This window comes from Acinetobacter sp. NIPH 2699, from assembly GCF_022549355.1.
Classification (GTDB): Bacteria; Pseudomonadota; Gammaproteobacteria; order Pseudomonadales; family Moraxellaceae; genus Acinetobacter.
The window spans coordinates 94956-107523 of sequence record NZ_JAKZGL010000006.1 but is presented as its reverse complement, the minus strand read 5'-3'; the positions used below and the strand labels follow the sequence as shown (position 1 = coordinate 107523).

11 protein-coding genes are annotated in these 12568 nt (G+C 41.8%); 6 read left to right on the top strand and 5 right to left on the bottom strand.

All coding sequences use genetic code 11. The annotated features are described in order from the left end of the window. Positions 1-88 precede the first annotated feature (88 nt). The 3 genes from MMP72_RS08270 to MMP72_RS08260 all read left to right on the top strand — a co-directional run bounded on the left by MMP72_RS08270 (position 89) and on the right by MMP72_RS08260 (position 4568). Positions 89-496: a heavy-metal resistance gene (locus tag MMP72_RS08270; RefSeq protein ID WP_241316261.1), complete on the top strand. Its 408-nt coding sequence runs from the start codon at positions 89-91 to the stop codon at positions 494-496. A 327-nt stretch (positions 497-823) separates the two neighbouring features. Then, the gene (locus MMP72_RS08265; RefSeq protein ID WP_241316259.1) at positions 824-2626 is read left to right on the top strand and encodes an acyl-CoA dehydrogenase C-terminal domain-containing protein; all 1803 of its coding nucleotides are present in this window, start codon (positions 824-826) and stop codon (positions 2624-2626) included. Positions 2627-2786: 160 nt separating this feature from the next. Beyond that, a complete protein-coding gene (locus MMP72_RS08260; RefSeq protein ID WP_241316257.1) occupies positions 2787-4568 on the top strand; it encodes an acyl-CoA dehydrogenase C-terminal domain-containing protein in 1782 nt (593 codons plus the stop codon). Positions 4569-4638: 70 nt separating this feature from the next. On the opposite strand, the gene MMP72_RS08255 is transcribed toward MMP72_RS08260, so the two are convergent. Beyond that, positions 4639-5535, bottom strand: coding sequence for a LysR substrate-binding domain-containing protein (locus MMP72_RS08255; RefSeq protein WP_241316255.1), 897 nt, complete (start codon positions 5533-5535; stop codon positions 4639-4641). 105 nt (positions 5536-5640) lie between these two features. On the opposite strand from MMP72_RS08255, the gene MMP72_RS08250 reads away from it, so the two are divergent. Together MMP72_RS08250 and MMP72_RS08245 are read left to right on the top strand one after the other, a co-directional pair. Then, positions 5641-6330, top strand: a complete 690-nt coding sequence (locus MMP72_RS08250) for a glutathione S-transferase N-terminal domain-containing protein (protein ID WP_241316253.1) — start codon at positions 5641-5643, stop codon at positions 6328-6330. A gap of 204 nt (positions 6331-6534) precedes the next feature. Next, on the top strand, positions 6535-7032 hold the full coding sequence (locus MMP72_RS08245; protein ID WP_241316251.1) for a phosphate-starvation-inducible PsiE family protein: 498 nt from the start codon (positions 6535-6537) through the stop codon (positions 7030-7032). A gap of 38 nt (positions 7033-7070) precedes the next feature. Here the strand turns inward: MMP72_RS08245 and MMP72_RS08240 are convergent, their stop codons facing one another. Next, a complete protein-coding gene (locus tag MMP72_RS08240; protein ID WP_241316248.1) occupies positions 7071-7436 on the bottom strand; it encodes an RcnB family protein in 366 nt (121 codons plus the stop codon). 152 nt (positions 7437-7588) lie between these two features. After that, positions 7589-8080: an RcnB family protein gene (locus MMP72_RS08235; RefSeq protein ID WP_241316246.1), complete on the bottom strand. Its 492-nt coding sequence runs from the start codon at positions 8078-8080 to the stop codon at positions 7589-7591. A gap of 230 nt (positions 8081-8310) precedes the next feature. On the opposite strand from MMP72_RS08235, the gene MMP72_RS08230 reads away from it, so the two are divergent. Beyond that, a complete protein-coding gene (locus MMP72_RS08230) occupies positions 8311-8757 on the top strand; it encodes a hypothetical protein (protein WP_241316244.1) in 447 nt (148 codons plus the stop codon). A gap of 35 nt (positions 8758-8792) precedes the next feature. Here MMP72_RS08230 and MMP72_RS08225 read toward each other — a convergent pair whose 3' ends face one another. Next, positions 8793-10256: a phospholipase D family protein gene (locus MMP72_RS08225; protein ID WP_241316242.1), complete on the bottom strand. Its 1464-nt coding sequence runs from the start codon at positions 10254-10256 to the stop codon at positions 8793-8795. A gap of 117 nt (positions 10257-10373) precedes the next feature. Further along, entirely contained in the window at positions 10374-12437 is a 2064-nt protein-coding gene (znuD, locus tag MMP72_RS08220; RefSeq protein WP_241316240.1) for a zinc piracy TonB-dependent receptor ZnuD, read from the bottom strand. Positions 12438-12568 lie beyond the last annotated feature (131 nt).

The following is a 12568-nucleotide window of genomic DNA, read 5'->3' as shown; positions in this document are numbered from 1 at the left end:
CATGGTTCAAAAAAACTCTCCATTGTTTCTTCATTTTTATTATCTAATCTTTAACCATCAAATCACAACCTATTTGCTGGATAAAACAATGAACAAGACAAAAGTTGCATTTATGACCACACTCCTCGGTTCGGTTTTTGCGTTAACCGCGTGCCAATCAACACCACAAAACAAACATGCTGACGAAAAGCAGCATCATGGCAAACATCAAATGAAAAAAGATGGCGAACACCGTAATCATAAACAACGCCAACAACTTACTCCTGAACAACGTGCTGAATGGCAAGCAAAACGTGAGCAACGCCAGCAACAACAGGAAAAAATTCGCCAAGATCGCCAACAACAACGCGCACTCATTGAAAAAGCCTGTGAAGGTAAAAAAGTAGGACAAACCGTTAACGTCCAATGGCAACAACGCACCATTCAAGGCAAATGTGAAGTACGTTTCACGCCAGACAAATCACAATTTAAGCGTCAAACGAACCCGACCACCTAAACCAAATTTCTTCAAAAGGCGCTTAAAGCGCCTTTTCTATTTGAACCATTGATTATCATCAATAAATGAAGGCTCACCCTGTCATACACAGCTGCTTACGATTTTCAACAAGCAGTTGACGTAAAAAATAATAAAAACGCTACAATCTAATGGCTTGAGCAGGTGACCTAACAAACTTTGACTTAGCAGTCACTAAGAAATGACCTGCAAGAGCTTGTACCGAACTATAACTTGTTGCACGATTAGCGGTACAAAATGGTGCCATTGGGCACATTTATCATTGACTAAGATTCTAACTCTGGTTTCACCAGTATTGAGGAACCCGCTATGCCACAATACAAAGCACCCTTACGCGATATGCAGTTCGTATTGCACGAATTATTAAATGCTGAAGCACACTACGCAAAACTTCCTGCATTCCAAGACAACGTAAGCCGTGAATTGGTTGATCAATATTTAGAAGCAGCGGCTGATTTCTGTGAGAATGAACTTTCTCCTTTAAACCAAGTGGGCGACCGTGAAGGTTGTACTTGGAATGACGGTGTTGTGACTACGCCTACAGGCTTTAAAGAAGCGTATCAAAAATATATCGAACTTGGCTTCCCTTCTCTTTCTGCTGATGAAGAATTTGGCGGTCAAGCATTACCAAACTCTTTGGGGATTTCAATCTCTGAAATGGTGGGTACAGCAAACTGGTCTTGGGGCATGTACCCAGGCCTCTCTCATGGTGCAGTTCGTACCCTTGAGCACCACGGTTCTGACGAACAAAAAGCCATCTACATGCCAAACCTCGTTTCAGGTGTTTGGACAGGTACCATGTGCTTAACCGAATCTCATGCAGGTTCAGACCTTGGTATTATCCGTTCTAAAGCAGAACCAAATGCAGATGGTAGCTATGCGATCTCTGGCGAGAAAATCTTTATCTCTGCTGGTGAACACGACATGGCTGAAAACATCATCCATATCGTACTTGCTCGTTTACCGGGTGCACCTAAAGGTACTAAAGGGATCTCTTTATTCATCGTACCGAAATTCCACGTGAACGCTGACGGTTCTGTTGGCGAGCGTAATGCGGTTCGTTGTGGTTCTATTGAACACAAAATGGGTATCCATGGTAACGCAACTTGTGTCATCAACTTTGACCAAGCCAAAGGTTACTTAATTGGACCTGAAAACCGTGGTTTGAACTGTATGTTCACCTTCATGAACACAGCACGTATCGGTACTGCTGTTCAAGGTTTATCTGCATCTGAATCTTCTTTCCAAGGCGCGTTGGCGTATGCGAAAGATCGTTTAGCAATGCGTTCGCTTTCTGGTCCGAAAGCACCTGAAAAAGATGCTGATCCAATTATTGTTCACCCTGCTGTTCGCAACATGCTTTTAACACAAAAGTCATTTGCTGAAGGTGGTCGTGCACTGGTTTACTTACTTGCTCAATACGCAGATATCGTTGAAAAAGGCGAAACTGAAGAAGAGCGTAAGTTTGCTGACAACATCTTGTCTTTGTTAACACCGATTGCGAAAGCATTCTTGACTGAAACAGGTTCTGAATCTGCGAAGCACGGTGTACAAGTATTTGGTGGTCACGGCTTCATCTCTGAACACGGTATGGAGCAAATCGTACGTGATACACGTATCGCTTGCTTATACGAAGGTACTACTGAGATTCAAGCACTTGACTTGTTAGGTCGTAAAGTATTGCAAACTCAAGGTGCAATGTTGAAAGACTTCACCAAGATCATCCATAAATTTGTTGAAGCAAACAAAGACAATGCTGCGATGCAAGAATTTGTTGCGCCATTGGCTGCTGCCAACAAAGAATGGGGCGATATCACCATGCAAATTGGTATGCGCGCAATGCAAAATCCTGACGAAGTGGGTGCGGCTGCTGTTGACTACTTATACTTCTCTGGCTATGTAACGCTTGCTTATTTATGGGCACGTATGGCGCTTGTTGCACAAGAGAAATTGGCTGAAGGTACAACTGAGGTCGACTTCTACAATGCAAAAGTTACCACGGCTCGTTTCTACTTCAAGAAAATCTTGCCACGTGTTCGTTCGCATGTAGATGTACTTTCAACTGGCGTTGAGCCATTGTTTGAACTTGATGCGGAACACTTCGCGTTCTAATCATAGATTAGAATGGGATGCAACGTTCATCACAAAAAAAGGACTGGTCAGTTTTGACCGTCCTTTTTTTGTTTAATCAGTGCTAAATTTACACCATTCATTTATTTGTTCGTTTTATTTGATCACTTTGCACATGAACTGTGCGTAAAAAGGAACGATTATGCCAATTTACAATGCGCCTTTAGCAGACATGAAATTCATCTTAAATGATGTATTTAAAGCAGAACAATTTTGGCAATCTAATGAGAAACTTGCTCATGTAGATGCCGCAACAGCCGAAGCAATTTTAGAAGAAATGGCTAAATTTGCTCAAAACGTCACTCACCCACTTAACCGTACAGGTGATGAAGAAGGCGCGCGTTGGGAAAATGGTGAAGTCTTCACGCCAGCAGGCTTTAAAGAAGCATTCCGTCAATACGCTGAAGGCGGTTGGATCGGTTTAGGTGCTGAAGAAGAATGGGGCGGTCAGGCAATGCCAAAAATGCTGACTGTACTTTCTGATGAAATGCTATTCGCAACCAACCCATCATTCATGCTCTACCCGCTTCTTTCTGTGGGTGCCGGTATGGCACTCAACAGCTATGCATCTCAAGAGCAAAAAGAAACCTACTTACCTAAAATCTATTCAGGCGAATGGTCAGGCACTATGTGCTTAACCGAGCCGCATGCGGGTACAGACTTAGGCATTATTAAAACTAAAGCTGAACCGAACGAAGATGGTACTTATAACATTACTGGTACTAAAATCTTCATCACAGGTGGTGATAACGATTTAGCAGAAAACATCATTCACCTTGTTCTTGCTAAAACACCTAATGCACCTGCGGGTTCACGTGGTATTTCATTATTCATCGTACCAAAGTACCTTGTGAATGAAGATGGCTCTCTTGGTGAACGTAACCCAGTTGGTCCTGGTTCAATCGAACATAAAATGGGGATCAAAGCATCTGCGACTTGTGTGATGAACTTTGACGGCGCGAAAGGTTACCTCGTTGGCAAAGAAAACGAAGGTCTTGCAGCGATGTTCGTGATGATGAACTATGAACGTTTGTCGATGGGTATCCAAGGTCTTGGTGCTTCTGAATTTGCTTACCAAAACGCAGCGCAATATGCGACTGATCGTTTACAAGGTCGTAGCGCTGCGGGTGTTCAGTCGCCAAACAAGCCTGCTGACAGCATTTTAGTACATGGTGATGTGCGTCGTATGTTACTCAATGTACGTGCCAACAACGAAGCTTCTCGTGCATTTGCGGTCTATGTCGGTCAACAACTGGATATCACCAAGTTCTCGACTGATCCTGAAGCAGTAAAGCAAGCCAACAACCGTGTTGCATTGTTAACGCCAATTGCAAAAGCATACCTCACAGATACTGCATTCCAAGCAACTTTAGATGCGCAAATGGTCTTCGGTGGTCACGGTTATATCCGTGAATGGGGTATGGAACAATGTATCCGTGATCTTCGTATTGCTCAAATTTACGAAGGTACCAACGGCGTTCAATCTCAAGATTTGATCGGTCGTAAAACCATTAAATGTGGCGGTGCATTTATCGCGGAATACATCACTGAAATCCGTGACTTTGCCAATGCATTAGACACCGACTTGAACTTCATCAAAGATGCCACTTTAGATGCGGCAACAGAAATTGAAGCGATCACTCAGTTCATCATCGAACAAGCGGCTGAAAATGTAGACTTCCCGAACGCTGCTGCGGTGGATTACTTACATGCAGTAGGTTTACTCAGCTTTGCTTATATGTTTGCAAAAATCGCTGCTGCGGCAAAAGACAAATCTGGTGATTTTTACCAAAACAAATTGGCTTTAGCGCAATACTTTGTAGAACGTATCTTGCCTGAATTGGATGCACGTTTAGCAAAAGTTAAAGCGGGTTCTGACTTGATCATGAACTTCAGCGAAGATTACTTCACGAATCAAGCTTAATTTTCTAAGTAAAAAAAGCGCTTGAATTTTCAGGCGCTTTTTTCTTTCAACATATTCAAATATCAAGCTGTTATCTTTTTAATTTCTCGACCAGAAAATCAGCCGTTATATTGACACTGGGCAATAAACCACGTCTTGTCAGCATCAATAAACTGGTGGTCACACTACCTGCTGTCCATTCAGGCAAAACATTGACCAGACTTCGATCCGACAATTCATTGATGCAAAAGCTTTCTGGTAAAAGTGTAATACCAATTCCCCGCTTCACCGCACCTTTTAAAACCTCTGATTCATTTGCCATAAAACGGACATTTGGGCGAACCGTCTGCTTTTCACCATTCAGATGCTGGAAATGCCACGGATTCATCTGTAAATCAGACCATAAACCTTGGTGATGAACTAAATCATTTGGGCAACCAATTGGCTCAGCTTTCATCACATATGTCTGTGCAGCAACCGCAATAATCTTGTCATGTGTCAGCACACGCTGAATCAATCCAGAATCTACCAATGGCTGAAAATGACTACGAATGACAATATCAAAATTTTCGCTCATCACATCGACATAGCGATCCGTCACTTCGAGTTGTAGCAATAGTTTTGGATAACGCTCAGCCAGTTCAGGCAAGCAATCAGACAAAATATATTGTGCAACAGGCACTGAGGCACTCAACCGAACGACACCACTCGGTTCCTGCTGCTGCATCAATAAATTCTCTTCTGCATAACGAAATTCATCCACTGCATTTTTAGCATGTTGATAAAACAGTTTTCCTGCTTCACTGAGCACAAAACTCCGTGAACTTCGGTGAATCAGGGTGAGGCCCAACTTCTGTTCTAAGGCTGCAACCCGCTTACTGATGGTAGATTTCGGTAAATTAAGCTGCTTGGCCGCGGCAGAAAATCCTTGATGCTCTACTGCAACCACAAACAGAAAAACGTCATTTAAATGTTGTCTGAGGAGCATGGCTTAATGTCCATATATGTAGACTATAAGTTGCATATTACCTGACTACTCGAAACTTTGCTGCCGTCTTAACATCAGGTTATCTTCCACAGTAGAGTAATGATGATGTCAACTTTAACCCTATTTTATGGTGTCCCTTCTGGTTGTTCATTTGGTTCCATTGTTGCATTGGAATGGTCCGGTCAGCCTTATCAATTATGCAGAATCGAGATGCCTGCTCAGAGTGATACTGAAGCCTACCACCGCATCAATCCATTAGGTGAAACGCCGACCCTATTGGATAGCAATGGTCAGGTTATTACAGAAAGTATGGCGATCTTGAATCATATTATGGCAACAAGTTCAAATAGCGCTTTTCATTATCAACAGGGAGCAACGCAATTTAATCAGTTTAATCAAAAACTGGCTTTTCTAAATACCACCCTATTCAATGCTTTTAGCCCTCTATGGTACAGCCTTGAACATGCATCATCTTCCGATGCCACACAAACATTGCATGACTACGGAACGGCGCAAGTTGAAAAGGCATTTACTGCTTTAGAACGCATGCTCACCGATAAAATCTGGCTGATGGGTACTCAAATATCATTTGTTGATGCTTACTATGCCGGGATAGCCCGCTGGTTAAAATATCACAATGTGATTGATATCAATCAGTTTCCCAATTGCCAGCGTCTTGATCAACAGTTACAAGAGCAAGCTGCGGTGAAGTTTGCCCATGCCATTGAACAGCAGCAACCAGCCCAAAGCTCTGGTCACTTTTTAGGTCATATTTCACTTGAGCAAATCACTTAACAACACTCAAATCTCAGATGGTTTGCCATTAACAAAGCAATCTCAGCTCAAGCAAGATGATGAACTGCGCTGGCTGAACCACGTTCTTAGCCCCTATAAAAATGATCTAAATCATTTAGTTTAGGTCATTTTTTATGGCTTTAATAAAATCAGCACGAAACTTGCATTATATTCTAATCATTATATTGAGAATGCTTAGCTTCTATGTCGAATCCCAAAGATAATCTTGAGAACTTACAACGCCTATTTGATCGTTTAGGTCACTATGCTGTGGAAGCTTTTCATTATTTAGCCCTGTTTATTATCGGCTGTATGATCGCTTGGTCAGCCGTACATACAGTCATTGAAATTTTGACCGTCAAACAATACGCAACCATTGACGATATTCTACTGCTGTTCATTTACCTAGAACTCGGTGCCATGGTTGGGATCTACTTTAAAACTAATCATATGCCCGTACGCTTTCTGATTTATATTGCGATTACGGCACTTACTCGTCTACTGATTGCCGATATTCAACACAACCATAAAGCATCCATGGATTTAGTCATTATTACAGGTTCTATTTTGATCTTGGCATTTGCTATCTTGGTGGTTCGTTTTGCATCATGGAACTATCCTTCTGTGATCCGTGGTAAAGATCATGAACAACAATTACCGGTCAATAAAACCCCGCAACCTCAAGATGATGAATTGGCATAAAAAAAGCAGGCTGAAGCCTGCTTGAAATCTTATTTTGTTTAGGCAACACGATAAACACGGTATTGAGAATCAACTAATACATAGCGACCTTGCACTTGCATCCATTGATAACCGCGAGGTGGCTGATACAAACGATGCTGACGATAGTTTGATACGACATAACGGCTACTACGGAACTGTGACGGTAAACGCTCTCCACGTTTAAACGTAATGCGTTGACCAGAATGATGCCCCTTGTTGGCATTTGACCAATGCGGTGGTTTTCGATGATCTTGGCGGTGGTCATAGCGTTGATCGTAACGACCCTTATTATCAATTTTCACACGATTTGATGGTTCCGCAACTACACATGCAGACATACCGAGCATGATCGTTGAAACGAGTACTACCAATGCCTTTTTCATTATTTAATCCTCTGTTCTTTAAACTGAATTCAGATTAAAAGAAACTCTAGGAGAAACCATGAATAAAACAAATGACATTGCAAAGCTTTGTAATCATATCCAAGAAATTGTGGAGATTTATCGCCAAAGCAAATCTCAACCATTTCTACATATCAGCGAATAATCTCAATGGTGAAGTTGTCATCAGTGACCAGAAAGTAACGACCATCGACCACCACCCAATGTCGACCTTTTGGTGGTTCTCTTAATGAATAATAGCCCCAATCTCGAACCACGTAACGTTCGTTGCGAAACTCACTCGGCAAGGCATTGCCAACTACAAAAGACTCTCGACTATAGCTGTACTCAGTCTGAGTATCTGGATAATACTCTATGCGCACTCTTGGCTGTGGATAGCGCGGATAGGGATGACTATTTTGGTAAGGTTGATAGTAATACCCTTTCGGTGGTGCGGTAGGCGTATAGCGCTGATTTGAAAATGCAAATGGATCTTGTGCAGGCGCTTGATAAGACGGCGAAGTTTGATGATGTGAACGACGTTCAACCCCACTATAGCCACCCCACGCATTATCCGCATACAAGATTGCAGGGAAACAACTCAATACGCCAATTAAAGCATAACGATAATATTTAAATTGCAGCATTGCCCTCTCCCCATATGAGCGATCATTGTTTTATTTTAGAGCAAAAAAGCAGCAATGATTGTTATCATTCTATACTTTTAGCACAGATTGAGGATGAAATAAGGAGATGCTTTTGCTGTGTATATTTGAACTTTACTTGCCTAAGCACCATACGCCACAACAGTCGAGATGAACGTTTAACCAGAACAGGAATATGCTAGAATTCTTTTTTCCGTTTTGAGGCTATATCTGTGTCTGAAATGAATTTTGATCGTCTCTATCAATTCTTTTGCAAAATTCCAAGCGTACAAGAATCACGTATCGTGGCGCATGGTACAGATGGTCAACATGCATGGTGGTTTAAATTCAACATTGATGTAGAACACGCTTTAGCATGGCAAACGGTTCAAGAACTGGGTCATGTACTCAATTATTTATCGACCAATGAACGTTTACCGACACAATTCTTCCCTGTATCACCGCCACCCTATATGAATGGTGAGGCGAAAGACTTTTTAGCGTGGGTGATTCAGTGTAATCATGCAGACTTTTCGCCTGATGTGGTCTGTGACTGGTTAGAAGGCCGTTTACCCAATCCTGTCGATGATGAAAAGCAATGGGCCATCAAAACGGATCTCAGTGAATTAGAAACGTTAAGTGATAAAGATTTAGATGCATTAGTGCCACCAAATCCATAATAAAAAAGAGGCATTACGCCTCTTTTGTTTTTTCTTTAAAAAGTCGATAAACCCGACCACTCCATCAAGCGATACAGCCAATATTTCGATTTCGATTCGTCAGCATACTTTGCATAATCGACACTGATCTGACGAGTATGGTCATTGCTCCAAGAAGAATCAAAATACTGTCCAGCATCCTTAAACACTTGCGCTTGTGCTGAACCAATCACTCGCATATTGGTTTCAAGATTATAATTTTTTAAATTACGGGCAGTGAGATTAGCAGAACCTAATATCAACTCAGCCTGTTGCGCATTGTATTTGAGTAGCATTTTACTGTGACACTGCTCACCATGTGTATCACACCAGCGAATCGGTATACCCACTGCATTCAGTTCAGAAGCCACTTGTCGATTTGGCATACCATTCTTTTGGCGGCCAAATGCATCTTTATTCGGATCAAGGATCATACGGATCTGAACACCACGCTGTTGTGCCTGCTTTAAGGCCGTAATAATCTTCCGTTCCGACAAATAGAACATTGCAATATCTAAATGCTCATCCTGCTTTGCGGTGTTAATCATCTCCAAAACAGCATCATAAATTGCTTTTTCAGTCAGCACCTGAACTTGTGGCAAGCTTTTGTCTTCTGTTAACCCGCCCATGATCACGATTGGACTACCGCCTTGCGACATTTGTGCAACCGCTTGTTCAGTTTTCAGCATATCTATTGCCGTAGCACCATCGACCACTAATGCCACATTGCTATGATGCGAACTTCCATCGTGCGGATTTGCAGAAGTCACGAGACTTTTCCAGCCTGCTTCAGTATCCACCACTAAGGTTTTACGATGATTGGCTTTAAAATTAAACAATGCTAAATAGCTACGCAGCGTGATCTTTTGCTCACCAAACGGATTGTTGAGCCAGCCTTTCTCAGAATTATTACCCACATCTTGACAACAGATATACCAAAAACCAGACCACAACGGATTTGATGCACGTAATGGTTTTAAATCTGTTTCAATTACGTCAATGTTGGCTTCACGCAGTTGGGCATAATGCTTTGGAGCAAGACCACCATACACAGAGTTGATCGGATCAGTAATCACCACAATTTGAATGTTTGGATTTTGCTGACGTTTGACAATCAATGCATCGGTCAATCGTTGCATCAATGGAATCTGCTTGACTTTAGATGCGCCTACTTCTTGATTGAAGAGAAACATATCCAACACAATCGTGCTTCTGGCATCCTCAATCAGCCGAAACACTTCCTTGAAAATCTGCTGATCCACTTGTTGCTGACCGTTGCGGTCAATATAGGTTTGATCGGCTAAAAATTTCACATTGGCATGACGTAGTTGACCAGTAAAATCCAGTCCTTTCGGGAGTGGTTTTACTGTGTGGTAAATTGCAGAAGCAAGATACCCAATCACCAAAATACTCAATATGACTGCCATGTAACGCCGACCTGACCAGTTTAATTTTTGATGGATTCGTTGGAAGATACGCATATAAACAGAAAAAGCCCTAGCCTAATAGTTTAAGGCTAGAGCTTATGCTTTGATTTTTCAATGCTAATTTGGTGATCGTTTAAAAAATCAAATTTTTATGATCAATTTTCCTTTAGCTTAGAAGCTAAAGTTCACCCCCACCGTAAAGTTACGTCCAACTTGCGGAATGGTCGATAAGAATGAAGCATGCTGATATACCTTTTCATCCAAAAGGTTATTGGCATTGAGGAATACCCTATAGTCCCCAACATTACTATATTGCCCTGAATATGCCACACCAAGATTCAACATATTATAACTTTGGGTATCCGTTTCATATGCTGCGATTTTATCTTGCTGGAACACATGATAGTACTCAGCAGAACCGCTATATCCATCACCAAAGTCTGCATTAACTTTAGTTCCTAGACGTCCTGCAGGTACACGTGGCGCATTGTCATTGTCGATCTTGCCACGGACATAGTCACCAAATAAGCTGACTTTATAGATGGATGAAAGTTGATAACCGGCTTCTGCTTCAGCACCGTAGAAACGTGCTTTATCTTGCGTATATTCAACCAAACGGAAATCTTCATAACGATCTAAAGTTTGGGCATAAATATAGTCGTCAAACCAGTTATGGTAGACATGTACATGGTAATCAAATTTGTTATTGTCAAAATGGAAACCAAGTTCTACGTTATTTGACTTCTCTTTCTTCAACTGATCATTACCCAGTTCATAGGTATTGGTCGCAAAGTGTTTGCCATTTGCATATAGCTCTTGTGCCAATGGTAGACGTTGTTGATGTGAGGCAACAAAAGACAACTTATAGTCTGGTGCAAACTCCCAGTTGGCCGCACCCGAGAACGAAAATGCGGAGCCATCAAAATCTTTTTTGCTTGAATCATCAATCTCAATTTTTTGTTGATCTGCTCGCGCAGCTAACTCGACATGCACATCATTAAATTGGGCATGCTCTAAGGCAAATACACTCCATTTTTTGGTCGTGTTTGGCGCTAAAAATGCTTCTTCACCCGTCAATTCTAATTTTTGCTGACCATATTGAGTCCCAATCACCCCTTCCCAAGCACCAAGCGGATTATGTACCAGTTCAAAACGTCCATCATAACCTTTATTTTTAAATCGGGTCGTTATGCTATCTTCTTCAAGCTCATCATGACGATAGTTAGTATAGCTCGCTTGAGCACGCATCTTTTTAAAGCCTGCAAATGGATCATCCAACTCTGTACGGAAATCATAACGTTCAGATTTTAGATCAATCCACGGACCACCATGTGCGTGGTCGTGGTCGTGGTCGTGGTCGTGGTCATCATGCCCATGATCGTGCTCACCACAATGTAAATGCGGTCGACCACTTAGATGTGCATCACAACTTTCATATTCATGGCTATGTCCAGGTAGTCCATATTTGTCTTGACGGTTACTGTATGAAATACCTGTAAAACCACGATCATAAATCCAAGATAAACCAACATTCACGCTTTGACCTTCAGCAAAGGTGTTGTCAACACGACGTTCCTTTTCGCCTTCATGGAAATAATTGGGTGCAATGTAATCATTGGCTTCACGCTTTAAACCCTCAACACGCAAGGCAACTTGATCCCCCAATCCCACAGTGACACCAGCACTTGCTAGTTTTTCATCACTGCCGGTGTTGTAACGTAGACCAACATGGCCTTCATAGCCTTTTTCTGGCATTTGTGTTGGGATTTTGCTATCGGTTACATTGACCAAACCACCAACTGTTCCAGCACCGAATAATAGCGTTGATGGGCCACGAATCACTTCAACCTGCGTTGCCAATGCTGGATCAACAGTCACCGCATGGTCAGGTGAAAGGGTTGAAACGTCAATATTTTCAGATGAATTTTGCAGCACTTTAACACGTGCGCCATCTTGCCCACGAATCACAGGACGGCTTGAACCCGCACCGAACTGGTTAGAGTAAACTCCAACTTGGTTGCTTAATGCATCCCCAATCGTAACAGCACCTTGCGCTAAGGTTTTTTGATCAATCACCGTATCTGCAACCGCAAAGTCCTGTGAAGTTTGTTCAAGCGGATGCGCTTTAATGCGTATCGTATCTAAGGTTTGTGCTTTTTCATTTTCTGCTGCAAATGATGATACAGATACAGCCGCTAATATAGATAAAGTCAAAATACTTTTTGAAAATGACATACCGTGTCTCGGATCAGCTTAAATATTGGTTGTTATACTATAACATTTCATTTAATTTGCAATAAAAAACATAGCTGAAAAAAACATTTGCTACACTGTCGCTCCATTATTTTAAAAAACTCGTTTTCTAA

Excerpts from the sequence above, each read along its gene's own strand:
- MMP72_RS08270 (WP_241316261.1), top strand. The coding sequence starts at position 89 with ATGAACAAGACAAAAGTTGCATTTATGACCACACTCCTCGGTTCGGTT.
- MMP72_RS08265 (WP_241316259.1), top strand. The coding sequence starts at position 824 with ATGCCACAATACAAAGCACCCTTACGCGATATGCAGTTCGTATTGCAC.
- MMP72_RS08260 (WP_241316257.1), top strand. The coding sequence starts at position 2,787 with ATGCCAATTTACAATGCGCCTTTAGCAGACATGAAATTCATCTTAAAT.
- MMP72_RS08255 (WP_241316255.1), bottom strand. The coding sequence starts at position 5,535 with ATGCTCCTCAGACAACATTTAAATGACGTTTTTCTGTTTGTGGTTGCA.
- MMP72_RS08250 (WP_241316253.1), top strand. The coding sequence starts at position 5,641 with ATGTCAACTTTAACCCTATTTTATGGTGTCCCTTCTGGTTGTTCATTT.
- MMP72_RS08245 (WP_241316251.1), top strand. The coding sequence starts at position 6,535 with ATGTCGAATCCCAAAGATAATCTTGAGAACTTACAACGCCTATTTGAT.
- MMP72_RS08240 (WP_241316248.1), bottom strand. The coding sequence starts at position 7,436 with ATGAAAAAGGCATTGGTAGTACTCGTTTCAACGATCATGCTCGGTATG.
- MMP72_RS08235 (WP_241316246.1), bottom strand. The coding sequence starts at position 8,080 with ATGCTGCAATTTAAATATTATCGTTATGCTTTAATTGGCGTATTGAGT.
- MMP72_RS08225 (WP_241316242.1), bottom strand. The coding sequence starts at position 10,256 with ATGCGTATCTTCCAACGAATCCATCAAAAATTAAACTGGTCAGGTCGG.
- znuD (WP_241316240.1), bottom strand. The coding sequence starts at position 12,437 with ATGTCATTTTCAAAAAGTATTTTGACTTTATCTATATTAGCGGCTGTA.